Here is a 24,759-nt window from a genome sequence, read left to right on the forward strand (position 1 = left end):
TGCCCGTATCCCGCGTGCGTCCCAGCAGTCCTCCGTCGCCGCAGGTCAGAGACGCGTGACCGTCCCGGCGTCCCAGCCCGTCTGCCGGGGGTCCTGCCACGGGACGGCCGCTGCCAGCATGAGCGGCGGCCGGAGACCACCGGCCACCGACCAGAGGGGGAACACCAGATGGGACAGAGGACGCTTCTGCGGGGCCTGACCCTCGCCGTGGCAGCGGTCCTGCCCCTGTACGGGCCCACGGCGGTGCAGGCGGCGCCTGCCGCAGTCACCGCGGTGGCGGTCTGCGGGCACACGAGCGCACAGCCCACGCTGCAGCGGGGATCGACAGGGGACCCGACGTCCGAGGCGCAGTGCCAGCTGAACCTCGCGACGAAGCCGAGCCGGTACACGCCGATCGCGGCGGACGGCACGTACGGGGCGGCGACGGAGGCGCGCGTCAGGGACTTCCAGCGGTGCGCCGGACTCGGCGTGGACGGGGTGCTAGGCCCCAACACCTGGTCCGCGCTGAACAGTTGGGCCGAGCAACCGCGCACCTGCGCCGACCGGGGCGCCTCGGGCACCGCGCAGACGGCCGTGTGCGGCCACACCGACACGCGCCCCACGCTGCGGAAGGGCGCGAAGGGCGTCGAGGTCGAGGAGGTGCAGTGCCGGCTGAACCTGGCCATGGAACCCTTCCACTACCCGCCGCTGTCGATCGACGGCGACTTCGGGGGCGGGACCGAGTCCCGGATCGTCGAGTTCCAGCACTGCGCCAACCTCGGCGCCGACGGCGTCGTGGGCCCGAACACCTGGGCGAAGCTGGTGGACTGGTCCGGCCGTGACACGTACTGCACCCCGCCCCGCCCGGCCGGCTACCCGATCGACGGCCTGGACACGGCCAAGTACCAGCACCCGGGCGGCGCGCCGATCGACTGGAAGGCCGTACGGGCCTCGGGGGTGGAGTTCGCGACGGTCAAGGCCACCCGGGGCCTGAACGTCACCGACGACTACCTCACCGCCGACCTCCAGGGGGCCCGGGCGGCGGGGCTGGCCGTGGCGCCGTACCACTTCTACACGGGCACGTCGGCCGACACGGGTGGCGCGCAGGCCGACCGGTTCATCGCCGCCGTGCGGGCGACCGGCTACACCGGGCAGCGGGCGGGCGACCTGCCCCCGATCTTCGACCTGGAGCGGATGGACGACGGCAGCGGCCGTTGTCCCACCTTCGGGACCGTGGACGACGCCAAGGTCTGGCTCGACCGGGTGGAGGCGGCTTTCGGCCGCACTCCGATGATCTACACGCAGAAGTCCTTCCTGGACGACTGCCTGGGCTCCACCACCGCCTTCGCCCGCTATCCGCTGCAACTCGCGGACTACCGCCAGTCGATCACCCAGCCGCCCCTGCCGAAGGGCTCGGCGGCCTGGGCGATGTGGCAGTACACCGACGCCGCGATCTTCCCCGGCATCAAAGCCCCGGCGACCGCGGACGTGTTCAACGGCACGCAGGCCGACCTGGACCGACTGGCCAACCGGTGATCCCGCCCGTGGCCATCGCCCTACCGAGGAGAACACCATGACCGACCGCCTCTCCCGCGCGGCCCTCGTCGCCGTGCTCGCCGTCCTGGGCTTCGTCGTCCCGGCGCCCGCCTCGGCCGCCGCCGCCACGAGCTGCTACGGCGGAGCGGTCACGGTCCGCTACGGGGAGGTCCGCGACTTCGGCCCGTACGTGACCACGAGCCGCTGCACGGACATCAACATGCGGATGACCGGCGGCGACGCCGACTTCGGCTGGGCCTGCGTGAAGTTCGCGCGGGCCGGCGGCTGCAACTACTGGACCAAGATCGGCCGCAGCTGGACGACCATCGCCACCGACGTCCTCAACGGGACCACATTCACCGTGCCCAACGGCGTGGACCTGGAGGGCAGTTCCGCCACCTTCCAGATCGCCTTCTGACGTCTCGCCCACTTCACCGAACGGAGACCGCCATGATCAGGACCCGAGCGCTCGCCTCGGCTCTCGTCACCGTGGCCGCACTGCTGGCGGCAGGTGCCGCGCCCGCCGCCGCACAGTCCTCGGCCGCGGCGACCAGCTGCTACGGCGGCGCGAAGAACCTCAACTACCGCTACCAGGTGGGCCCCAAGGACTACGGGCCGTTCACCACGTCCTCCCGGTGCGGTGACATCAACATGCGGCTCACCACGGACAACGGCGCATTCCTCTACGCCTGTGTGGTGTTCGTCGACCACACCACCAGGTGCAACCACGACAACACGTACTCCCTCCACGGCACCCCGTGGGCGACGGTCGCCACCGATGTCAGGGACGGCACCCGCTTCGTTCTGCGCGTCGGCCCCTACGACACCGACGCGCAGAACGTGAACTTCCAGCTCGCCTACTGACCTCCTTCCGCACCGCCCGCCCCACCGTTCACCACCGTTCCGGAAAGGTACGACCCAGATGACCTCCTCCTTCCGCCCGTTCGACCGCCGCAGCCTGCTGCGGGGCACCGTGGCCGCCGGCGCCGGCCTCGCGTTCGGACAGCTGCTGTTCTCGGGCACCGCGCAGGCCTACGCGTGGTCGCGCACCATGAACCAGGGCGACAGCGGCGCCGACGTGACCGAACTGCAGGTCAGGGTCGCCGGCTGGGCCGCCGACAGCCCGAGCCACAGCCGGGTCGGCGTCGACGGGGACTTCGGCCCCGGCACGGCCGCGGCCGTCCGCAGGTTCCAGGCGGCGTACGGTCTCACCGCCGACGGCGTCGCCGGCCCCAACACCCAGGCGAAGCTCAACGCGCTGGAGCAGTCGGACGGTTCCACGGCCCACTTCAACTGGAGCGAGTTCGTGGACCAGTCCAGCGGCACCTTCAACGGCGGCAAGGCGAGCGCCGCGCAGGTGAAGGAGAACGCCCGCCGCTGCATGTACAAGCTGGAGGCGCTGCGCAAGAAGCTGGGCGACAAGCCGATCACGGTCAACTCCGGCTTCCGGAGCATCGCGCACAACGCCGAGATCGGCGGGGCCAGTGACAGCATGCACCTGTACGGCACCGCGGCCGACCTCGACGTGCCCGGCGTCGCCACCAAGACCGTCTACCAGAAGGCGGAGACCTGTGGGTTCTCCGGGCTGGAGCGGTACACCGTCGACCACCAGCACGTCGACAGCCGGGCGGACCTCGGCCGCGACTGGTGGTGGGAGAGCGGCACGGTCTGAGGCCGTCCGCCCCTGATCACAGGAACCGGGAGGGCCGGGTGCCGCGGCGGCGGTGCCCGGCCCTCCCGGGCCTCAGCTCTTCTTGGGAGTGTCCTTCAGCGCGGCCTCGCAGGCGGGCCAGTCGTGAAAGTCGCGCCGCACGCTCCACAGCCGGTGGGCCGCCTCGATGTTCCACTCCGGGTCGAAGGCCCGTCGCGGTGTGCCGTCCAGCTCCCGCAGGCTGGCGTCGGAGATCTGGAACACGCCCCAGTTGCGGCTGCCGTTGGTGTTGGGCAGCACCCACAGCGGGTCGAGGAACGACGCGCAGCGGGCGATCGCCACGGCGGTGCCGGGATCCTCGACGAACACCTGACGGATCCGCTTCGTCACCTTGTCCGGCGACCAGCTCGCCATGCGCACCTTGCCCGCGTAGAGCGCCTTCTTCGTGGCGTCGTCGACGACGCTGCGGGCCGACACGCCCGCCAGCACCTGGAACGCGGTCAGCCGGCGCAGGGTCTCCGGACCGAAGTCCCCGTCGACGGCGAGGCGGCCCCCGGCCCGGGTCAGCAGGACCTGCACCTCGCGTACGCACGCGTCGTGCTGTCCCATGCTCACCGACGCGCAGGCGGGCGAGTACAGCAGCCTGTCGTCGGACGGCGGCGAGGCTCCGGCCGGAGCCCCGGCCGGCCACCACACCAGGCCGGCGACCAGCGTCGCCACGACCACGGCGGCCAGGAGCGCGAAACGGGAGGCGAGTCTCTCGGTGATCCGGGACCGCGGCGACCGCCCGGGCCCGCCGCCGACGGTCTCCGGCGCGGCGGTGTCGTCCGGGGAACGCTCCGCCGACGTGGCGGCCTCCGGGGCGGCGCCGTCCGGGAGGGCGGTCTCCGGGGCGGGCCCGCGCTCGGCGGGCGCCCCGGGCCCGGCGCTCGCGTCCGCCGTCGCGGGCGGCGCGTCCCGCTCGGTGTCCGCCAGCGCCCACAGCCGGTGCAGTTCGCGCAGTTCCTCCGCGCCGGCGCCGCACACCTTGGCGAAGGCGTGCACGACCCGGTAGTCCGTCGGCACGCTCAGTCCGGAGCAGTACCGGTGCAGGCTGGAGCCGCTGACACCGGCCTCCTTGCCGAGGCGGTCGTAGCCCCGGCCACTGCGGTCCTTCAGCATCCGAAGGCAGGCGGCAAACTTTTCCGCATGCGGAGAGGCACCCACACGTCCACCCTTGCTCAAGCCCCTACTGACGGGGAGAAGCTACACCGCCGAGGGACGTGCGCGTGCCCGTTCACTGCGGGAAAATGACCGCCAACAGCCTTGTGCATGACGGTATTTGAAAGAAAGTCAACCTGGCCAGGGCGGTCCGGGCCGGGCCGGCGGGAGCCGTCCTCGTCACGCGTTGAGCGCGGCGAGCACCACGGACCTGGCCTCCTCCTGGACACGGCGCAGGTGGTCGGGGCCGAGGAAGGACTCCGCGTAGATCTTGTAGACGTCCTCCGTGCCCGAAGGGCGGGCCGCGAACCAGGCGTTGTCGGTGCCGACCTTGATGCCGCCGAGGGCGGCGCCGTTGCCCGGAGCCTCGGTGAGGACCGAGGTGACCCGCTCCCCGGCGAGGGTGTCGGCGGTGACCTGACGGGGCGAGAGCCGGGCCAGCAGCGCCTTCTCCTCGCGGGAGGCGGGGGCGTCGACGCGGGCGTAGGCGGGGGCGCCGAAGCGGTCGGTGAGCGCGGTGTAGTGCTGCGAGGGGGTCCGGCCGGTGACGGCCGTGATCTCGGAGGCGAGCAGCGCCAGGATGATGCCGTCCTTGTCGGTGGTCCACACCGATCCGTCGCGGCGCAGGAAGGACGCGCCGGCCGACTCCTCACCGCCGAAACCGAGCGTCCCGCCGGACAGGCCGTCGACGAACCACTTGAATCCGACGGGGACTTCGACCAGACGCCGGCCGACGTCGGCGGCGACCCGGTCGATCATGGAGGAGGACACCAGGGTCTTGCCGATCCCGGCGGCCTCGGGCCACCGCTCCCGGTGCGCGAAGAGGTAGGAGATCGCCACCGCCAGATAGTGGTTGGGGTTCATCAGGCCCGCGTCCCGGGTGACGATGCCGTGCCGGTCGGCGTCGGCGTCGTTGCCGGTGGAGATGTCGAACCGGTCGCGCCGCTCGATGAGCGAGGCCATGGCGTGGGGCGAGGAGCAGTCCATACGGATCTTGCCGTCCCAGTCCAGCGTCATGAACCGCCAGGTGGGGTCGGTGAGCGGGTTCACCACCGTCAGGTCGAGCCGGTGCTCCTCGGCGATCCGGCCCCAGTAGGCGACGGAGGCACCGCCCAGCGGATCGGCGCCGATGCGCACACCGGCGGACCGGATCGCGTCCAGGTCCAGCACGTTCGGCAGGTCGGCGGTGTAGGCGCCGAGGAAGTCGTGGCGACCGGTGCCGGGCGCGGCCAGGGCGCGGGTGTACGGGATACGGCGTACGTCCTTCAGGCCACCGGTGATGATCTCGTTGGCCCGGTCCTGGATCCACGAGGTGGCCTCGGAGCCGGCGGGGCCGCCGCTCGGCGGGTTGTACTTGAAGCCGCCGTCGGCGGGCGGGTTGTGCGAGGGGGTGACCACCACACCGTCGGCGAGACCGGACGTACGGCCGCGGTTGTGGGCGAGGATGGCGTGCGAGACCGCCGGGGTGGGTGTGTAGCCGTCGGCCTGGTCGATGAGGACGCTCACGTCGTTGGCGGCGAACACCTCCAGGGCCGTGATCCGGGCGGGCTCGGACAGGGCATGGGTGTCGGCGCCGAGGAAGAGGGGGCCGTCGGTGCCCTGCGCGGTGCGGTACTCGCAGATCGCCTGGCTGGTGGCGGCGATGTGGTCGTCGTTGAACGCGGCCGCGAGGGAGGAACCGCGGTGTCCCGAGGTGCCGAAGGCGACCCGTTGCCCGGGCTCGGCCGGGTCGGGGTGGAGTGCGTAGTACGCCGTGACCAGGCGGGCCACATCGACGAGATCCTCGGGTCCGGCGACCTGTCCTGCTCGCGCGTCCTGCATGTCCCGTTCCTCCGCACTGGCCGACCGTTGGGTTCGGCCCCCATTCTCCCCCGCCGGGCCGGTCGGCACGCACGCGTACCGGCCGGCCGTCGTCCTGGGCCGGGGTGGGTCACAGTGCCGTGAAGGTCCACAGCAGGTTGGTGCTGCTGTCGTACGCCCACTGTTTGGCGACGGATCCCGAGGCCGCGTTGCCGGCGCCGTCGAGGACCATGCCGGTGCCCCGGTTGGCGATCGAGTGCCGGCCGTCGCCCCGGTGGGTGATCCTCCACTGCTGGTTGGCGGAGCCGTTCCAGGCGGCCTGCCGGGCGGCGGAGCCGTTGGCGGTGGCGCCCCAGCCGTCGGCGACCATGCCGTTGGTGCGGTTGACGAGCCTGACGTAGCCACCGCCGACGTCGACCACCTGCCACTGCAGGTTGTTGTGGCCGTCCCAGGTCCACTGCTTGAGGTCGGAGCCGGAGGCGACGTTGCCGCCGCTGTCGAGGGAGAGGCCGTTGGTGACGTTGTCGATGCGGAAGTACGTCGTGGGCCTGAACTGCACCCGCAGGGAGGTGACCTTGTCGTTGTTGCCGGTCACCCGCAGGTCGGGGTTGTCGGCGGTGAACGTCCAGGAGGTACCGGTGAAGCCGTCCCCGGCATAGCCGACGACCTGGTACCCGGGGGCGAGCCGGAGCGAGGAGAGGGCGAGCGTGCCGAGCCCTGCCGCGGTCAGCGCGTCCGCGGTGTGGTCACCGACGGGGAGTACGGCGCCGGTGCCCGCGTAGTCGACGTCCCTGAAGGCGACGGCCCCGGCGAGCGGCCGGAGGCTGGGGATCTGCCCCGAGAAGGTGAGCTTCAGGACGTACGCGTCGGCGGTGTACGGCGCCGACGAGGGCAGGGTGACCGTCAGCCCGGAGGAGTTCTGGACCGGGGCCGGCAGGTCGGTGTAGGTGCCGGCGGTGGTGCCGAGGAGTTTGACCGAGGTCAGCGACGACAGACTGATCCGGTCCGAGGTGAGCGTCTTGATCGTCACGGAGCCGCCGGGCCAGCCCAGGACGGTGGCGTACAGGACGGTGCCCGCCTTGTTGCGGGTGAAGCGGATGTCCTGGGCGGTGCCGGCGTGCGGGGTGGTGAAGGACCCGCCGCCCATCTTGGTCGGGCCCTCGCCGTACGCGGTCCAGGCGCGGGTGGCGTAGACGGACTCGCCGAAGCGCTTCAGATGGTCCCCGATGCCGAGCAGGATGTTCTTCTGGGCCTGGGGGATGGTGCCGTCGGCCATCGGCGCGATGTTCAGCAGCACGTTGCCGTTCTTACTGACCCGGTCGAGGAAGGAGTGCAGCATCTGCTGGGTGCTGTAGTAGCCGATGCCCTGGGTGTAGCACCAGCTGGAGCTGGAGATGCTGTCGTCGGTGAGCCAGTACGGGGCGGTGAGGTCGCCCGGCCCGCCGCGCTCGTAGTCGAACATCTCGCCCTTGCCGTTCATGCCGTCCTTGTACGTGGCGACGACCTCACGGCCCCAGCTGTTGGCCTGGTTGTAGTAGTACGACAGGAACTTGAGCCGCTGGGTCTCGTCGACGGCGTCCAGCTTGAAGTCCTGCCAGAGGATGTCCGGCTTGGCCCGGTCGATGACCTCCTTGAGCTTGTCGTACCAGAGCTGGTCCTCCGCCGCCCGGCTCAGCTGCCCGTACAGCTTCTTGAGGCCGGTGTCGCTCTGCGCGGGCGCGAACTCGTAGAAGCCGTTGTAGTTGTACGCGTGGTGCATGGCGACCAGGAGCTTGAGGTTCCTGCCGCGGATCGCCGTCGCGAACAGGTCCAGGAGGTCCAGCCCGGGGCCCTTGTCCACCGAGTTCCACTCGTTGACCTGGCTGTCCCACATGGAGAAGCCGTCGTGGTGCTCGGCGACGGGGCCGGCGAACTTCGCGCCCGCGTCGACGAAGAGCTGGACCCATTCGTCGGGGTCGAAGTTCCCGCCGGCCGACTTGAGCTTCGGCGCGAACTTCACGGTGTTGCCCGCCAGGTCCCGGGCGCCGTCGATGAAGTTGCGGTACGGCCAGGAGGACGGGCTGCCGTAGGTCGCCGTGTGGTGCTTGTTGGCGTTGCTCCCGCTCTGGTACATGGAGCGCGGGTACCACTCGTTGTCGTACGCGGGAACGCTGAACGCGCCCCAGTGGAAGTAGATGCCGAACTTGGCGTCCTGGAACCACTCGGGGGCCGGCGGGTGCTGGTCGACCGAGCTCCAGTCGGGCGTGTAGGTGCTGGGCGCGGCCTGTGCCGTGCCGGCGCCGAGGACGCCTCCGGCGACGGCGGCCGCGGCCACACAGGTGGCACCGGCCAGGAGCCGGCGTCTGCTGATCGAACTCGACATGGGACGTCCCTGATGCGGAGGGGAGACAGGGGGAGGGCGATCGATGCGGCCTTCGGGCTCCGTGGCGCCGCTCGTCACGCATGAAGGTCACCGCACGTCCCCTCACGGTGTCAACGGGCGTGCAGGGATGAAAGTGGTCAATCAGGGAGATGTTTCATCCGATTAACTTCATTTTGCTCTGATTTCTGCATGCTGAGACATCGCATGTTTTGCCGACTCGACCCCACCCCGGCCGGTCACGGACCGGTCACGATTGATGGGATGGATTCCCCTCACTTCAGGGCTGCTCTCGCCGGAGAAGTCCCGAATGAACCGATACTTTCAGGCAAAACATACGAAGGGCTGGACAGGACGCGAATCCCGGCCTATACATACATCCCATCTCTCCCCTGGCGACGACACACAGCCGTCGCTCACGAAACATCTCCCGCTACGGGACCAGCGTGAGGAATCACCGATGAGAGTCAGAACCGCCCTCTGTTCTGCTGCCTCCGCCCTCTCCGCCCTGACACTGCTGACCGCCTGCGGCGGCTCCGGCAGCACCACCGCGGCGTCGTCGGGCGACAAGCCGCTGGTCGGCGTCGACTACCCGCGCTCCGACACCGACTTCTGGAACTCGTACATCAAGTACACGCCGGAGTACGCCAAGGAGCTGGGCCTCTCCCTGAAGACCACCAACTCGCAGAACGACGTCGCCAAGCTGACCGCGAACGCGCAGACCTTCATCAGCCAGGGCGTCAAGGGCCTGGCGATGGCCCCGCAGGACACCGCCGCCATCGCACCGAGCCTGGCGCAGCTGGAGGCGAAGAAGATCCCGGTCGTCACCGTCGACACCCGCCCCGACACCGGCAAGGTGTTCATGGTCGTCCGGGCCGACAACCGGGCCTACGGCGAGAAGGCGTGCCAGTACCTGGGCACGAAGCTCGGCGGCAAGGGCAAGGTCGTCATGCTCCAGGGCGGTCTGGACTCCATCAACGGCCGTGACCGCACCGAGGCGTTCAACGAGTGCATGAAGAAGAACTACCCGGACATCAAGGTGTTCGGTGAGGCCACCAACTGGGACGGCGCCGTCGCCGCGCAGAAGCTGCAGACGGACCTCACCGCCAACCCGGACATCAAGGGCATCTACATGCAGTCCAGCTTCGCCCTGTCCGGCACCCTCCAGGTCCTCAAGCAGAAGGGTCTGCTGGTCGACCCGAAGGACAAGAAGCACGTGTTCGTCGTGTCCAACGACGGCATCCCCGAGGAGCTGAAGTCGATAGCCGCGGGCAAGATCGACGCCACGGTGTCCCAGCCGGCCGACCTCTACGCCAAGTACGCCCTGTACTACCTCAAGGCCGCGATCGACGGGAAGACCTTCAAGCCCGGCAAGACCGACCACGACAGCACCATCATCAAGGTCCGCGACGGCCTGCTGGAGGACCAGCTCTCCGCGCCGCTGGTCACGGCGGACGGCGGCACCTACGGCGGTGTGCCCAGCGTCAAGAGCGACGACACGTCCCTGTGGGGCAACAACCTCGGCTGATGGCCTCCTCCAGAACCCAACGGCTACCGAGTCATAGGCGGTTGAGATGAGCGACGGGGAGCGAACAGTCACCCCCGCGCCCGCCCCGGCGGACGGCGGACGGGCCCCGGCGGGCCCGGCCGTCGTCGAGGCGACGGGCATAGTCAAGCGATTCGGTCCGACGGTGGCCCTGAACGGCGCCCGGATCACCATCCGGTCCGGCGAGACCCACGCGCTCGTCGGCCGCAACGGCGCCGGCAAGTCGACCCTGGTCTCCGTCCTCACCGGGCTGCAGGCCCCCGACGAGGGCACGGTCACCTTCGACGGCGCCCCGGCGCCCCGCCTCGCGGACCGGGACGCCTGGCGGCAGCGGGTGGCCTGCGTCTACCAGAAGTCGACGATCATCCCCACCCTGACCGTCGCCGAGAACCTCTTCCTGAACCGGCACGACCACGGCCGGCACCGGCTGATCAGCTGGCGGGGGCTGCGCGGCCGCGCCCAGGAACTGCTGTCGACCTGGTCGGTGGACGTGGACCCGCAGACACCGGCCGGTGAACTCGACGTGGAGCAGCGCCAGTTCGTGGAGATCGCCCGCGCGCTGTCGTTCGGCGCCCGGTTCATCATCCTCGACGAACCGACCGCCCAGCTCGACGGCGCGGCGATCAACCGGCTCTTCGACCGCATCCGCGACCTGCAGCGCCAGGGTGTCACCTTCCTCTTCATCAGCCACCATCTCCAGGAGATCTACGAGATCTGCGACATGGTCACGGTGTTCCGGGACGCCCGGCACATCCTGACCGCGCCGGTCGCCGACCTCCCCCGCACCGAACTCGTCGCCGCCATGACCGGCGAGGCCGCCGCCGACCGCAGCCAGGAGCGGACGAGTTCACTGGACACGGACGCCACCGCGGCCCTGGACATCAGCGGCCTGGACGGCGACGCCTACCGCGGTGTCTCCTTCCAGGTGCGTGCCGGGGAGATCGTCGGTCTCGCCGGGGCCGCCGGCAGCGGCCGCACCGAGGTCGCCGAGACCGTCGTGGGACTGCGGACCGCCGACGGCGGCCGGGTCGAGATCGCCGGAACGCGTCCCCGGCCGGGCAGCGTCCCCGCCGCGCTCGCCGCGGGCGCCGGGTTCGTCCCGCAGGACCGGCACCACCAGGGGTACGTCCCCGACATGTCGATCGCGGACAACGCCACGCTGTCCGTACCGCACCGGATCGGGCACAACGGGTTCCTCAGCGGCCGCACCCGCGACCGGCTCGCCGAGGGCATGATCGAGAAGCTGGCGATCAAGACCCCCGGCCCCGAACTGCCCGTCTCCTCCCTGTCGGGCGGCAACCAGCAGAAGGTCGTGATGGCCCGCGCCCTCGCCGACGATCCCCGGCTGCTGGTGCTGATCAACCCGACCGCGGGCGTGGACGTGCGCTCCAAGGAGTTCCTCCTCGGCAAGGTCGAGGAGACCGCGCAGACCGGCACCGGAGTGCTCATCGCCTCCGACGAACTCGACGACCTGCGCATGTGCGACCGGGTCCTGGTGATGTTCCAGGGCCGTGTGACCTCAGAGATCGCCCGCGGCTGGCACGACCACGACCTCGTGGCCGCGATGGAAGGAGTGGACCTTCATGCCTGACACCGTCCTCGCGGACACACCTGCCCCCAAGGCCACCGAGCCCCGGGCCAAGGGGACCGCGCTGTTCGGCGGCCGCATCCCCCTGGCCCGGCTGCGGGACCTCGCGCTGGTCCCCGCGATCGTGGTCATCGCGATCGTCGGCCAGATCGTCAACCCGGTCTTCCTTCAGGGCGACAACCTCATCAACGTCCTGCAGACCATGTCCGAGATCGCTCTGCTGGTCCTCGCCCAGACGATGATCCTGATCGTCAAGAAGATGGACCTGTCCCTGGAGTCGACCATGGGCCTCGCGCCCGGTGTCGCGGCCTGGCTGGTCGTACCGACCGGCGCCGGACACGGCCTCGGGCTTCTGCCGGGCGCCTGGGCCATCCCTGTCACCCTCGCGGTGGGCGCGCTGATCGGCGTGATCAACGCCCTGCTGATCATCCGCTTCGGTCTCAACGGCTTCATCGTCACCCTGGGCATGCTGATCGTCCTGCGCGGCGTCCTGACCGGGATCTCCGGCGGCCAGACCTTCTTCCAGCTGCCGGAGTCGATGCTCTACCTCGGCACGGCCCAGTGGCTGGGGGTGCCCGCCTCCATCTGGCTCTGCCTCACCCTGTTCGCGGTCGCCGTCGTCGTCCTCGGCTGGACCAGCTTCGGCCGCTCCCTGTACGCCATCGGCGGCAACGTCGACGCGGCGAAGGCGGCCGGTATCCGGACCGACCGGGTGCTGTGGATCGTCATCGTCACCGGCAGCCTCCTCGCCGCCCTGGCCGGACTGCTGCTCTCCGGACGCCTGGCCTCGGTGGCCTCCGCGCAGGGCAACGGCTACATCTTCACCGTCTTCGCCGCCGCCGTGATCGGCGGGATCAGCCTCAACGGCGGCAAGGGCACGATGTTCGGCGCGTTCAGCGGCATCCTGCTGCTGTTCATGATCCAGAACGTACTCACCCTGGCCGGCGTCCCCGCCCAGTGGATCGGCGCCCTCAACGGTCTGATCATCCTGGTCGCGCTCATGATCTCCCGCATCACGGGCGGCAAGGTCCAGGAGTGACGCCGGGCGGCAGCCGCCCGAACCACGGTGCCGGCCCGGCCGCCGCGCCCCGGTCTTCCCATCTCGTCGCAGGGGCTCTTTCGTCCCCCGCTCGCACAGGAGTTGCCATGTCCTCCGCTGAGTCCGTCTCCCCCCGTATCACCGCCCTGGACGTCCTCGACGTGCGGTTCCCCACGTCCGAGCATCTGGACGGGTCGGACGCGATGAACCCCGAACCCGACTACTCGGCCGCCTACGTCGTCCTGCGCACCGACGCCGGAGACGGACTGGAGGGCCACGCCCTGGCCTTCACCACCGGACGCGGCAACGACGTGCAGGCCGCCGCCATCGCGGCCCTCGCCCCCCATGTGGTCGGCCTGTCCGTCGACGAGGTCTGCGGCGACCTCGGCGCGTTCTCCCGCACCCTCGTCCACGACCCCCAACTGCGCTGGCTGGGACCGGAGAAGGGCGCCATCCACATGGCCACCGGAGCCGTCGTCAACGCGGCCTGGGACCTCGCCGCCAAGCGGGCCGGGAAGCCCGTGTGGCGCTTCCTCGCCGAGATGACACCCGAGGAACTGGTCACGCAGGTCGACTTCCGCTGGCTGTCCGACGCCCTCACCCCCGAGGAAGCACTGGAGATCCTGCGCCGCGCCGAGCCCGGCCGCCAGGAGCGGATCACCCGCCTGCTGGAGCGGGGCTACCCCGCCTACACCACCACCCCCGGCTGGCTCGGCTACTCCGACGAGAAGCTGTCCCGCCTGGCCCGCGAGGCCGTCGCCGACGGCTTCACCCAGATCAAACTGAAGGTCGGCGCGGACCTCCAGGACGACATCCGGCGCATGCGCACCGCCCGCGAGACCGTCGGCCCGGACATCCGCATCGCCGTCGACGCCAACCAGCGGTGGGACGTCCAGCCCGCCATCGACTGGATGCGCGAACTGGCCCCCTACGACCCGTACTGGATCGAGGAGCCCACCTCGCCCGACGACATCCTCGGGCACGCCGCCGTCCGCCGGGCCGTGACCCCCATCAAGGTCGCCACCGGCGAGCACATCGCCAACCGGGTCGTCTTCAAGCAGCTCCTCCAGGCGCAGGCGGTGGACATCGTGCAGATCGACTCCGCCCGGGTCGGCGGCGTCAACGAGAACCTCGCCATCCTGCTGCTCGCCGCCAAGTTCGGGGTGCCGGTCTGCCCGCACGCCGGCGGGGTCGGCCTGTGCGAGATGGTCCAGCACCTGTCGATGTTCGACTACGTCGCCGTCTCCGGCACGACCGAGGACCGTGTCATCGAGTACGTCGACCACCTGCACGAGCACTTCGTCGACCCGGTCCGCATCGCCGCCGGCCACTACCTGGCGCCCGAGCGCCCCGGCCTGAGCGCGGAGATGCACCCCGAGTCCCTGAAGGAGTACGCGTACCCCGACGGCCCGGTCTGGTCCTCCCGTGTCTGACACCGCGGCGCTGGTGGACGCCCACCATCATGTGTGGGACCTGGCCCACCGGCCACAGCCCTGGCTGGACGAGCCCGGCCACGAACCGATCCGCCGCACCTTCGGCACGGACGACCTGCGCTCGGCCGCGACCCGGCCGGTCGCCGGCCGGTCACTGGGCAGCACCGTCGTCGTCCAGTGCATCACCTCCGTGCCGGAGACCCGCGAACTCCTCGCCCTCGCCGAGCGGGACCCCCTGATCGGGGCAGTCGTCGGCTGGGCCGACCTGTCCTCCCCCTCGATCGGCGACGTGCTCGACGAGCTGCGGGCCGGTCCCGGCGGCGGACACCTGCGGGCCGTACGGCACCTCGTCCAGGGCGAACCCGACCCGGGTTGGCTACAACAGCCCTCCGTGGAGCGGGGGTTGCGGGCCGTCGGTGAACGCGGACTGGCATACGACGTACTGATCCGCAGCCACCAGTTCGGCCAGGCGGTCCAGCTGGCGGAGCGCTTCCCGGACCTGCCGCTGGTCCTCGACCACGCGGGCAAGCCACCCATCGCCGGAGGTGAACCGGGCGACTGGAAAAGGGGGTTGCGGAGGCTGGCCGCGCACCCTCAGGTGCGCTGCAAGGTCTCGGGGCTGGTCACGGAGGCCGACCCGCGGGGATGGACGATCGACGACATCCGCCCCGTGTGGGACGTCCTGCTGTCCGCCTTCGGCCCCGACCGCCTGATGTTCGGCTCCGACTGGCCGGTCTGTGTCCTCGCGGGCGGCTGGAACCGCTGGGCGGCCACCGTCGAGGAGCTGCTCGACGGCTGCTCCGCCACCGAGACGTCGGCGGTCCTCGCCGACACCGCGACCGCCTTCTACCAGCTCAACTCCCCTGCCCCGAAGAACCCTTGACGAGGAAGGAGGGCACTGCGTGCTCCTGACCGACCTGCTGCACCCCGGAATCCTGGAAGCCCTGGCCGGCGCCGGCCACGGCTCCCGTGTGCTGCTCGCCGACGGCCACTACCCGGCGAGCACCGCGACCGGCGAACGCGCCCGGATCGTCCACCTCAACCTGGCCCCCGGCCTGTTGGACGTCACCACCGTCCTGGACGTCCTGCTGCGGGCGATTCCCATCGAGTCCGCGCACGTGATGGTGCCGCCGAAGGGCGAACCGGAGCCGCCGGCCATCGCCGAGTACCGCGACCGTCTGGCCCCCGTCCCGGTCGAGACGCTCGGCCGCTTCGAGTTCTACGACGCCGCCCGCTACTCCGACGTCGCGCTGGCGATCGTCACCGCCGACACCCGTACGTACGCCAATCTGCTGCTGACGATCGGCGTGCGCGCCGAAGGGACCCTGACCTCACGATGACTCTCGCTGTCCGTTATCTGTCCGCCCGCACCCTGGACACCGCTCCCGCCGCCACCGCCACGCCCGGTCCCGGCGAGGTGGAGGTGGCCCCCGCCTTCGTCGGGATCTGCGGTACCGACCTGCACATCTTCCACGGCGACATGGACGCCCGCGTCCAGACACCCGCCGTTCTGGGACACGAGATGTCCGGCCGGATCGTCTCCGTCGGCGACGGTGTCGAGGGCTGGGCGCCCGGGGACGCGGTCACCGTGATGCCCCTGCGCTGGGACAACACCTGCCCCGCCTGCCAGGCCGGCAACCAGCACATCTGCCACAACCTCGACTTCATCGGCATCGACTCCCCCGGCGCCATGCAGCAACGCTGGACGGTGCCTGCCTCCACTCTCGTCCGCCTGCCCGGCTCCGTCCCCCTCGACCACGCCGCGCTCGTCGAGCCCACCGCCGTGGCCGTCCACGACGTCGACCGCGCCGCCGTGCGTGACGGCGAGAAGGTCGTCGTGGTCGGCGGCGGACCCGTCGGCATCCTCATCGCCCTCGTCGCCCGCAACGCCGGAGCGGACGTCCGCGTCATCGAACTCAGCCCCCACCGCAGGCTCCTGGCCGAAGACCTCGGCCTTGCCACGTGGGACCCGTCCGCCGCCGACGTCACCGCACTCGTCGGCGAGTGGACCGGGAACGCGGGCGCGGACGTCGCCTTCGAGGTGTCCGGCGCCGCCGGCGGCGTCGACACCGCCGTCGACGTCCTCGGCGTGCGCGGTCGGCTGTGCCTGGTCGCCATCCACCCCCGCCCCCGTGAGATCAACCTCCACCGCTTCTTCTGGCGCGAACTCACCCTCGTAGGCGCCCGGTTGTACGACCGCGCCGACTTCGAGCAAGCCGTCGCCCTCGTCGCCGACGGCACCGTCCCCGCCGCGAAACTCATCAGCAAGGTCGTCCCCCTCACCGAGGCACCCGCCGCGTTCGAAGCCCTCGAAGGCGGCGGCAACGTCATGAAGATCCTCGTCGACTGCACCACGGAAACCCAGGGGGCCGACGCATGAGCCTGTTCGACCTCACCGGGAAGCTCGCCGTCGTCACCGGCGCCCGCCGCGGCATCGGCCGGGCCATGGCCCGCGCCCTCGCCGAAGCCGGCGCCGACATCATCGGCGTCAGCGCCACCCTCGAAGAAACCGGCAGCGACATCGAAAAAGACGTCCACGCCACCGGCCGCACCTTCGAAGCCCTCCGCACCGACTTCGCCGACCCCACCGCCGTACGCACCCTCGCCACCGACCTCGCCGGACGCGAGCGGCCCGTCGACATCCTCGTCAACAACGCCGGCACCATCCGCCGCGCACCCGCCGCCCACCACCCCGACACCGACTGGGACCTGGTCCTCCAGGTCAACCTCACCGCCCAGTTCACCCTCACCCGCGCCATCGGCGCGACCATGGTGGCCCGCGGCCACGGCAAAATCATCTTCACCGCCTCCCTCCTCAGCCACCAGGGCGGCATCACCGTCCCCGGCTACACCGCCGCCAAACACGGCATCGCCGGACTCACCAAAGCCCTTGCCAACGAATGGGCACCCCACGGCGTCAACGTCAACGCCCTCGCCCCCGGCTACATCGCCACCGACAACACCCAGGCCCTCCAGGACGACCCCACCCGCAGCAGAGCCATCCTCGACCGCATCCCCGCCGGACGCTGGGGCAACCCCGACGACCTCGCCGGCGCCACCGTCTTCCTCGCCTCCGACGCCGCCGCCTACATCCACGGCACCACCCTCCCCGTCGACGGCGGCTGGCTCGGCCGATGACCACCCACCTCACCGAGCTGCTGGGCGGGGCGCGGATCGTGCCGGTTCTGACCGTGCCCGATCCGGCCACCGCCGCTCCCCTGGCCGACGCCCTGGCCGCCGGCGGCGCGCACTGCGCCGAAGTCACCTTCCGCACGACGGGCGCAGAACAGGCCGTGAAGACGATGGCCGCACACGGCGGGCTGGTCGTGGGCGCGGGCACGATCCTCACCCCCGACCAGGCGGAACGTGCCGTGGCGGCCGGGGCGCGCTTCGTCGTCTCCCCCGGCCTCGACGACGACGTCGTCACGAAGTGCCGGGAACTGGGAGTGCCCGTGGTCCCCGGCGTGGCCACGGCCACCGAGCTGATGCGGGCCCTGCGAGCCGGTGTCGACACGGTCAAGCTGTTCCCGGCCGAGGCGATCGGCGGTCTGCGGACGCTGCGCGCGCTCGCCGCGCCCTTCCCGCAGGCGCACTTCATGCCGACCGGCGGCATCGGCCCCGACCTGCTGACCGGCTACCTCGCCGAGCCGTCGGTCGTGGCCGTGGGCGGCAGCTGGATGGCCACCCCCGCCCACCTCGAACACGGCGAGTACGCGGAGATCGGCCGCCTGACCGCCGAAGCCGTCCGACGGAGCACCCGTAGCAACCGGAGCACCTCATGACCGACGTCCTGGCTCTCGGCGAGGTCATGCTGCGACTCGACCCCGGCGAGGGACGCATCCGCACCACCCGCACCTTCCAGGTGTGGGAGGGCGGCGGCGAGTACAACGTCGTCCGCGGACTGCGCCGGTGCTTCGGGCTGCGCACCGCCGTCGTCACCGCCCTCGCCGACAACGCCGTCGGGCACCTCGTCGAGGACCTCATCCTCCAAGGAGGCGTCGACGCCTCCCTGATCCGCTGGACCCCCGACGACGGCATCGGCCGGACCGCCCGCAACGGCCTCAACTTCGTCGAACGCGGCTACGGCATCCGCGGCGCCCTCGGTGTGAGCGACCGCGCCCACACCGCCGCCTCCCGGCTCCGCAAGGGAGACGTCGACTGGGACGGCGTCTTGTCCGCCGGTGTGCGCTGGTTCCACACGGGCGGCATCTTCGCCGGTCTGTCCGACACCACCACCGACGTCGCCGACGAAGCCATGACAGCCGCCCGCCGCCACGGGGTCACCGTCTCCTACGACCCCAACTACCGCCCCAGCCTCTGGACCGGCCGCGGCGGCCCCGACCGCGCCCGCGAGACCGACCTCCGCCTCGCCCGCCACGCCGATGTCGTCACCGGTGCCCTCGGCCTGGCCGGTCCGCGTCCGGGTGAGGTTCAGGTGCTCGACGACGAGGTGGGGGACGCGCTCGCCGAGGTCGCCGCCCGGGTCCCGTCCGCCAAGGTGCTGGCGACGACCCTGCGCGAGGTCCCCTCGGCCGGGGTCAACGACTGGGGCTCGGCCGCCTGGTCGCCCGAGACCGGCCTGGTCACCGGGCCCCGGATGCCCGGACTGCACGTCCTGGACCGCATCGGCTCCGGTGACGGCTTCGCCGCCGGACTCGTGTACGGCCTCCTCACCGGCACCACCCTCGAACAGGCCCTCGCCTACGGCACCGCCCACGGCGCCCTGGTCATGACCACCCCCGGAGACGTCTCCATGGCCTCGCTCGCCGAGGTCGAGGCCCTGATCGCGGGCACGTCGGCCGCCGTCAGGCGCTGACCCGCTCATCCACAACAGTCGTAGTCGTAGTCACCAGGAGCACAGTTGAGGCATCGGACCAGCGGTAGCCGGAAGATCGCGAACACCTCCGTCGAACTCACCGAACTCGGCTTCGGAGCCTCCGTCATCGGCAACCTCTACCGGGTCACCCCGGTCGAGGACGCGAGCGCCGCGATCGAGACCGCCTGGGACGCGGGCATCCGGTACTTCGACACCGCCCCGCACTACGGTCTCGGCCTCTCCGAGCGGCGCCTCGGCGCTGCCCTGCGGGACCGTCCGCGCGGCGAGTACGTCGTCTCCTCCAAGGTCGGCCGCCTCCTCGTCCCCAACGAGGCGCCCCGGGGCATGGACTCCGAGGGCTTCGTCGTCCGGGACGACCTGCGCCGGCAGTGGGACTTCAGCCGCGACGGCGTCCTCCGGTCCATCGAGGAGACCCTGGACCGCACGGGCCTGGACCGGCTCGACATCGTCTACCTCCACGACCCCGACGACCACTGGCAGCAGGCGGCCGACGAGGCCATGCCCACCCTCGCCGACCTCCGCGACCAGGGCGTGATCGGCGCCATAGGCGCCGGCATGAACCAGTCCGCCATGCTCGCCCGCTTCCTGCGCGAGACCCCCGCCGACATCGTCATGCTCGCCGGCCGCTACACCCTCCTCGACCAGACCGCCCTCGACGACGTCCTGCCCGCCGCACACGAACACGGCAAGAGCGTCGTCGCCGTCGGCGTCTTCAACTCCGGCCTCCTCTCCCGCGACCGGCCCACCCAAGGCATGAAGTACGACTACCAGGACGCCCCCACCACCCTCGTCGACCGGGCCCGCGCCATCGCCGACGTCTGCGCGGACCACGGAACGACCCTCCCCGCGGCCGCCATCGCCTTCCCGCTCACCCATCCCACTATCATCAATGTCACCCTCGGTATGCGGACTGCGGAACAGGTCGGACGGAACGTGGAACTCCATCAGCGGCACATCCCCGAAGAGCTCTGGGACGATCTCCGTGCCCAGGGGCTGATCAGGTCGGACGTGCCCGGCAGGGGCGGTAGCGCGAGGAGTTCGCAGTGTCTCTGACGGACAGGGCCATCGATCAGATCCGTGAGCTGATCCGCACGGGTGCGCTGCCTCCGGGATCGAAGCTGCCCCCGGAACCGGATCTCGCGGCGCAGCTGGGCCTGTCCCGCAACCTCGCGCGGGAGGCAGTCAAGGCGCTGGCCGTGGCGCGGGTCCTGGAGGTCCGTCGCGGAGACGGCACCTACGTCACGAGCCTGCAGCCGAGCCTGCTGCTGGAGGGGCTGGGCGGCGCGGTGGAGCTGCTGCAGGGCGACTCGGCCGCGCTGCAGGACCTGATGGAGGTGCGTCGGCTCCTCGAACCCGTCGCCACCGGGCTGGCCGCTCTGCGGATCGGCGACGATCAGCTGGCCGAGGTCAAAGGGCACCTGGACGCCATGCGTGACGCCCGCGACGACGTGGAACTGCTCAACCGGCACGACGCCGCCTTCCACCGTGCCGTGGTCGCGGCGACCGGCAACGAGACCCTGCTGACCCTGCTGGAGAGCGTCTCGGGCCGTACGCTGCGCGCCCGGATCTGGCGTGGCCTGGTCGACGACGAGGCCGCGGGCCGGACCCTCGCCGAGCACGAGGCGATCTACGCCGCCCTGGTCACCCGCGACTCCGGCCTCAGCCAGGCGGCGGCCCTGCTGCACGTGAGCAACACCGAACAGGCCCTGCGGGAGCACCTGCGCTCCAACCGGCACCTCAACTACGGGGCGCCCGCCCAGAGCTGACGGGCGTCGGCGCCGGTGTCGGCGTCGCTCACGGCCAGGGGGTCACCAGGGGGTGTAGGGCGGGGTGGACCGCTGTGCGGAGGTGTGGTCCCCGCCGTCGTGCCGGGCGCGTGCGGGCGCGGGTGCGGTCCGGCTCCAGTCGTCGTCGTCACCGAGCACCATGTCGGGGTCGAACATGACGATGACCGCGGCGATCAGGAGGACGACGAGCGGGCCCGCGAGCATCGCCAGCAGGAACGACAGCAGGTCGGCGGAGGACTGGGAGACGGCGGACGGGCCGGCGAGGTGGACGGAGACGGCGGCCATGCCGGTGTAGTGCATACCGGTGACGGCGATGCCCATGACCAGGCTCGCTCCCATGCTGGCCCAGAGCGTGTGGATGGAGACGGCGGCCCAGAGCGCCGCCGTGGCGGCGACGACGGCGATGACGACGGACAGGACGACCGTCAGGGTGTCGTAGTGGACCGTGCCGCTGGTGTGGACGGCCGCCATGCCGAGGTAGTGCATGGCCGCGACGCCGAGGCCGGTGACCGTGCCCGCCGTCGCCAGGGTCATCGGGGAAGCGCCTCGGTAGCCCACGAGGAACACACCGAGGGAGACGACACCGATGGCGACCGCGAGGCTCAGGACCGTCTTCGTCAGGTCGTAGGTGACGAGTGCGCCCTGCACGCTGAACCCGATCATGGCGATGAAGTGCATGGTCCAGATGCCGCAGCCGATCGAGATCGCGCCGAGGCACAGCCATCCGGCCCTGCGCTGCGGTCGCCGCAGCGACCGCGTCGTGCACCGCAGACCGAGCGCGGCGCCGAGGCAGGCCATGAGGTAGGCGGCGACCGGGGTCGCTGCGCCGTAATAGAAATTGGAGACGGTGGCGTTCAACGCGGGTTCCCTTCGCAGGCATGCCGGCAGGCGGCGGCGAGGCACGGGTGTGCCGGCACAGTGGTGTGGCGCACCTGCTGCCGGGTCGCGGGCCGTGGCGACGCGGTACCAGGGTTTCCGGCTCCCAGCCGGCCAGGCATCCCGGGCCTGACCGCAGAGCCGATGGAAGACGCCCCCTGTCCCCTGTTCCCTCCCCCGACGCACGAGCGGTGCGCCCCGGCCTGGTTGACACCTGTCACCGGGCCACGTGAGATCCCTGCCTGGGGGCAGAGTGGGTGGGCCGGTCGACAGGTTCGAGCCACCTGGCCGGATGTCCACGATTCAACCACATGGGTCGTACAGTCTGTCCACATCGCGGTCCCCCTCCGATGCGGAGTCAGGCGTGACTCTCGACACCGTGGTGCGCGGGCCTCCGGGTCGGACGTGACCGCGGTCACCGCGACCGCCGTTGCGCCGTGTCCGCCGTGCGGGAGCGGGGGACGTCTCCGGGCGAACGCGAACCGCCGGCGCGAGGCACGCGCCGGCGGGACGAGGGACGGGGAACGGGGTCGAGGACCGGGGGGCCGGCGGCCTAGGCCCGCGTGAGGCCGAGCCGCTCCGCGAGTTCCCGGGCGTCGATGCCGTACGTCTCCCGGACGCGTACGCCCTCGGGGCCGACGTCGAAGACACCGTGGTCGGTGTAGACGCGGCTGACGCAGCCGACGCCGGTGAGCGGATAGGTGCAGCGGGGGACGAGCTTCGGCTCTCCGGAACGGGTGAAGAGCGTCATCATCACGTAGACGTCCTTGGCGCCGATGGCGAGGTCCATGGCACCGCCCACGGCGGGGATGTCGTCGGCGGCGCCGGTGTGCCAGTTGGCCAGGTCGCCGTCGAAGGCGACCTGGTAGGCGCCGAGGACGCAGACGTCGAGGTGGCCGCCGCGCATCATGGCGAAGGAGTCGGCGTGGTGGAAGTACGCCGCTCCCGGCAGCTCGGTCACCGGCACCTTGCCGGCGTTGGTCAGGTCCGGGTCGATCGCGTCGCCCTCGGCCTTCGGCCCCATGTTGAGCATGCCGTTCTCGGTGTGCAGCACCACCCCGGAGTCGGCCCGCAGATGGTCGGCGATCCGGGTCGGCTGGCCGATGCCGAGGTTGACGAAGGCGCCGGCCGGGATGTCGCGGGCGATCACGGCGGCCAGTTCGTCCGTCGAGAGCCGGTGGTCGGTGGTCCTCGGCACGGCGGCGTACGCCTGTCCGCGGGACGTGGTGGTCATCGGGCCCCCTGCACGGTGTAGCGGCGGGCCTCCACCTGGACGACCCGGTCGACATAGATGGACGGCGTGACGACGGCCTCGGGGTCGAGCTTCCCGGCCTCGACGACCTGCTCCACCTGGACGACGGTCGTCGTCGCGGCGGTCGCCATGACCGGGCCGAAGTTGCGCGCGGTCCTGCGGTAGACGAGGTTGCCCAGCGTGTCCGCCATGTGGGCGCCGATCAGCGCGTAGTCGCCCTTGATCGGGTACTCCAGCAGGTACGTGCGGCCGTCGATCTCCCGCACCTCCTTGCCCTCGGCGAGCGGTGTGCCGACCGCGGTGGGGCAGTAGAAGGCGCCGATGCCGGCGCCGGCCGCACGCATCCGCTCGGCCAGGTTGCCCTGCGGCACCACCTCCAGTTCGACCTTCCCCGCGCGGTAGAGGCCGTCGAAGACCCAGGAGTCGGCCTGGCGCGGGAAGGAGCAGAGCACCTTGCGCACCCGGCCCGCGGCGAGCAGCGCGGCCAGCCCGACATCGCCGTTGCCGGCGTTGTTGGAGACGATGGTGAGGTCCTTGGCGCCCTGCCGGATGAGCGCGTCGATCAGGTCGAACGGCATCCCGGCCATGCCGAAGCCGCCGACGAGGACGGTGGAGCCGTCCTCGACCCCGGCGACCGCGGCGTCGGCGCTCTCGACGATCTCCGCCCGGCTCATGCCGCCTCCCCCGTCGCGTCGCAGTTCTCCAGGACGACGGCCAGCCCCTGGCCGACGCCGATGCAGATCGCGGCGACGCCGTAGCGCCGTCCCGTCTCGCGCAGCACCTTGGCCAGGGTGGCGAGGACGCGCCCGCCGGAAGCGCCCAGCGGGTGGCCGATCGCGATGGCGCCGCCCTTCTGGTTGACGAGGGCGGGGTCGATCTTCCAGGCGTCGAGGCAGGCGAGCGACTGCACGGCGAATGCCTCGTTGATCTCGACCGCGCCGACCTGGTCCCAGCCGATCCCGGCGCGGGCCAGCGCGCGGTTCGCGGCCTCGACCGGTGCGTAGCCGAACGCCTCCGGTTCCAGGGCCATCACACCGCGGCCGGCGATCCGGGCGAGCGGGTCGGCCCCGATGGCGGCCGCGGCCCGCTCGCTGCCCAGCAGGACGGCGGAGGCCCCGTCGTTGAGCGGGCTGGCGTTGCCCGCGGTGATGGTGCCGCCCTGTTCCGGCGTACGGAAGGACGGCTTGAGCCCGGCCAGCACCTCGGGGGTCGATCCGGGCCGGATGCCCTCGTCGCGGGTCAGGTCGGCGCCCTCGACCGGCACCACGAGGTCGTCGTAGAAGCCCGACTCCCAGGCCTGGTGGGCGAGTCGGTGGGAGCGGGCGGCGAACTCGTCCTGCCGCTCGCGGGAGATGCCGAAGCGTTCCCCGAGCCGCTCGTTGGCCTCGCCGAGGCTGACCGTCCACTCCTTCGGCATCCGCGGGTTGACCAGCCGCCAGCCGAGCGTGGTCGAGACCGCCGTGACATCGCCGGCCGGGAACGGCTTCGCCGACTTGGGCAGCACCCACGGCGCCCGGGTCATGGACTCCACTCCGCCGGTCAGCACCACCTCGGCGTCCCCGGACTCGATCGTGCGGCTGGCCGCCATCGCCGCGTCGAGGCTGGAGCCGCAGAGCCGGTTGACCGTGGTGCCGGGCACGCTCACCGGGAGCCCGGCGAGCAGCGCCGCCATACGGCCGACGTTGCGGTTGTCCTCGCCGGCGCCGTTGGCGTTGCCCCAGACCACGTCGTCGATCGCGGCGGGGTCGAGGCCCGGCACCCCGGCGAGGGTCGAGGTGATCGCGGCGGCGGCGAGGTCGTCGGGACGGACCCCGGACAGCGCGCCGTTGAAGCGGCCGAAGGGCGTCCGGGTCGCGGCGTACAGGAAAGCACTCAT

At 71.3% G+C, this 24,759-nt stretch carries 23 protein-coding genes; 16 read left to right on the forward strand and 7 right to left on the reverse strand.

Annotated elements, in window-relative coordinates; translation table 11 throughout:
* Positions 1–168: 168 nt before the first annotated feature.
* Genes SCAB_RS02975 through SCAB_RS48960 form a run of 4 tightly spaced genes read left to right on the forward strand, consistent with a single transcriptional unit; the run spans position 169 to position 3,187 of the window.
* A complete protein-coding gene (locus tag SCAB_RS02975) occupies positions 169–1,515 on the forward strand; it encodes a GH25 family lysozyme (protein WP_012998569.1) in 1,347 nt (448 codons plus the stop codon).
* A gap of 37 nt (positions 1,516–1,552) precedes the next feature.
* Complete coding sequence (locus tag SCAB_RS02980) at positions 1,553–1,933, forward strand: hypothetical protein (protein ID WP_012998570.1); 381 nt, start codon at positions 1,553–1,555, stop codon at positions 1,931–1,933.
* Between the two features lie 32 nt (positions 1,934–1,965).
* Positions 1,966–2,379 (forward strand): hypothetical protein, encoded by a 414-nt coding sequence (locus tag SCAB_RS02985; protein ID WP_012998571.1) that lies wholly within the window; start codon positions 1,966–1,968, stop codon positions 2,377–2,379.
* A gap of 58 nt (positions 2,380–2,437) precedes the next feature.
* Positions 2,438–3,187 carry a D-Ala-D-Ala carboxypeptidase family metallohydrolase gene (locus SCAB_RS48960; RefSeq protein WP_012998572.1) on the forward strand — a complete coding sequence of 250 codons (750 nt, stop codon included), beginning with the start codon at positions 2,438–2,440 and terminating at the stop codon, positions 3,185–3,187.
* A 72-nt stretch (positions 3,188–3,259) separates the two neighbouring features.
* Here the strand turns inward: SCAB_RS48960 and SCAB_RS02995 are convergent, their stop codons facing one another.
* The 3 genes from SCAB_RS02995 to SCAB_RS03005 all read right to left on the reverse strand — a co-directional run bounded on the left by SCAB_RS02995 (position 3,260) and on the right by SCAB_RS03005 (position 8,528).
* On the reverse strand, positions 3,260–4,372 hold the full coding sequence (locus SCAB_RS02995) for a helix-turn-helix domain-containing protein (RefSeq protein ID WP_041668856.1): 1,113 nt from the start codon (positions 4,370–4,372) through the stop codon (positions 3,260–3,262).
* Between the two features lie 174 nt (positions 4,373–4,546).
* Positions 4,547–6,187 carry a phosphoglucomutase (alpha-D-glucose-1,6-bisphosphate-dependent) gene (gene pgm / locus SCAB_RS03000; RefSeq protein WP_012998574.1) on the reverse strand — a complete coding sequence of 547 codons (1,641 nt, stop codon included), beginning with the start codon at positions 6,185–6,187 and terminating at the stop codon, positions 4,547–4,549.
* A gap of 109 nt (positions 6,188–6,296) precedes the next feature.
* Positions 6,297–8,528, reverse strand: a complete 2,232-nt coding sequence (locus SCAB_RS03005) for an alpha-L-fucosidase (protein ID WP_012998575.1) — start codon at positions 8,526–8,528, stop codon at positions 6,297–6,299.
* A gap of 457 nt (positions 8,529–8,985) precedes the next feature.
* Between SCAB_RS03005 and SCAB_RS03010 the strand changes: the two genes are divergently transcribed.
* From SCAB_RS03010 to SCAB_RS03065, 12 genes are all read left to right on the forward strand, one after another.
* Positions 8,986–10,053, forward strand: coding sequence for a sugar ABC transporter substrate-binding protein (locus tag SCAB_RS03010; protein ID WP_012998576.1), 1,068 nt, complete (start codon positions 8,986–8,988; stop codon positions 10,051–10,053).
* 46 nt (positions 10,054–10,099) lie between these two features.
* On the forward strand, positions 10,100–11,662 hold the full coding sequence (locus SCAB_RS03015; protein ID WP_012998577.1) for a sugar ABC transporter ATP-binding protein: 1,563 nt from the start codon (positions 10,100–10,102) through the stop codon (positions 11,660–11,662).
* Entirely contained in the window at positions 11,655–12,698 is a 1,044-nt protein-coding gene (locus tag SCAB_RS03020) for an ABC transporter permease (RefSeq protein ID WP_012998578.1), read from the forward strand. The genes SCAB_RS03015 and SCAB_RS03020 overlap by 8 nt, the downstream gene beginning before the upstream one ends.
* Positions 12,699–12,805: 107 nt before the next feature.
* Positions 12,806–14,131, forward strand: coding sequence for an L-fuconate dehydratase (locus SCAB_RS03025; RefSeq protein ID WP_012998579.1), 1,326 nt, complete (start codon positions 12,806–12,808; stop codon positions 14,129–14,131).
* Positions 14,124–15,014, forward strand: a complete 891-nt coding sequence (locus SCAB_RS03030) for an amidohydrolase family protein (protein ID WP_012998580.1) — start codon at positions 14,124–14,126, stop codon at positions 15,012–15,014. Before SCAB_RS03025 ends, SCAB_RS03030 begins: the two co-directional genes overlap by 8 nt.
* Positions 15,015–15,033: 19 nt before the next feature.
* Positions 15,034–15,471: an RbsD/FucU family protein gene (locus SCAB_RS03035; protein WP_012998581.1), complete on the forward strand. Its 438-nt coding sequence runs from the start codon at positions 15,034–15,036 to the stop codon at positions 15,469–15,471.
* Positions 15,468–16,511 (forward strand): zinc-dependent alcohol dehydrogenase, encoded by a 1,044-nt coding sequence (locus tag SCAB_RS03040; protein WP_012998582.1) that lies wholly within the window; start codon positions 15,468–15,470, stop codon positions 16,509–16,511. The genes SCAB_RS03035 and SCAB_RS03040 overlap by 4 nt, the downstream gene beginning before the upstream one ends.
* Entirely contained in the window at positions 16,508–17,269 is a 762-nt protein-coding gene (locus SCAB_RS03045; RefSeq protein WP_012998583.1) for an SDR family oxidoreductase, read from the forward strand. Before SCAB_RS03040 ends, SCAB_RS03045 begins: the two co-directional genes overlap by 4 nt.
* Positions 17,266–17,913: a bifunctional 4-hydroxy-2-oxoglutarate aldolase/2-dehydro-3-deoxy-phosphogluconate aldolase gene (gene eda, locus SCAB_RS03050; protein ID WP_012998584.1), complete on the forward strand. Its 648-nt coding sequence runs from the start codon at positions 17,266–17,268 to the stop codon at positions 17,911–17,913. Before SCAB_RS03045 ends, eda begins: the two co-directional genes overlap by 4 nt.
* Entirely contained in the window at positions 17,910–18,947 is a 1,038-nt protein-coding gene (locus SCAB_RS03055; RefSeq protein ID WP_012998585.1) for a sugar kinase, read from the forward strand. Before eda ends, SCAB_RS03055 begins: the two co-directional genes overlap by 4 nt.
* A 45-nt stretch (positions 18,948–18,992) precedes the next feature.
* Positions 18,993–20,021, forward strand: coding sequence for an aldo/keto reductase (locus SCAB_RS03060; RefSeq protein WP_012998586.1), 1,029 nt, complete (start codon positions 18,993–18,995; stop codon positions 20,019–20,021).
* Positions 20,012–20,734 carry a FadR/GntR family transcriptional regulator gene (locus SCAB_RS03065; protein ID WP_012998587.1) on the forward strand — a complete coding sequence of 241 codons (723 nt, stop codon included), beginning with the start codon at positions 20,012–20,014 and terminating at the stop codon, positions 20,732–20,734. Before SCAB_RS03060 ends, SCAB_RS03065 begins: the two co-directional genes overlap by 10 nt.
* Before the next feature lie 42 nt (positions 20,735–20,776).
* Here the strand turns inward: SCAB_RS03065 and SCAB_RS03070 are convergent, their stop codons facing one another.
* From SCAB_RS03070 to SCAB_RS03085, 4 genes are all read right to left on the reverse strand, one after another.
* Entirely contained in the window at positions 20,777–21,613 is an 837-nt protein-coding gene (locus tag SCAB_RS03070; RefSeq protein ID WP_012998588.1) for an MHYT domain-containing protein, read from the reverse strand.
* 571 nt (positions 21,614–22,184) lie between these two features.
* Positions 22,185–22,865, reverse strand: coding sequence for a 3-oxoacid CoA-transferase subunit B (locus SCAB_RS03075; protein WP_012998589.1), 681 nt, complete (start codon positions 22,863–22,865; stop codon positions 22,185–22,187).
* Complete coding sequence (locus SCAB_RS03080; RefSeq protein WP_012998590.1) at positions 22,862–23,557, reverse strand: 3-oxoacid CoA-transferase subunit A; 696 nt, start codon at positions 23,555–23,557, stop codon at positions 22,862–22,864. Before SCAB_RS03080 ends, SCAB_RS03075 begins: the two co-directional genes overlap by 4 nt.
* Complete coding sequence (locus SCAB_RS03085) at positions 23,554–24,759, reverse strand: thiolase family protein (protein ID WP_012998591.1); 1,206 nt, start codon at positions 24,757–24,759, stop codon at positions 23,554–23,556. The genes SCAB_RS03080 and SCAB_RS03085 overlap by 4 nt, the downstream gene beginning before the upstream one ends.

This window comes from Streptomyces scabiei 87.22 (assembly GCF_000091305.1).
GTDB lineage: Bacteria > Actinomycetota > Actinomycetes > Streptomycetales > Streptomycetaceae > Streptomyces > Streptomyces scabiei.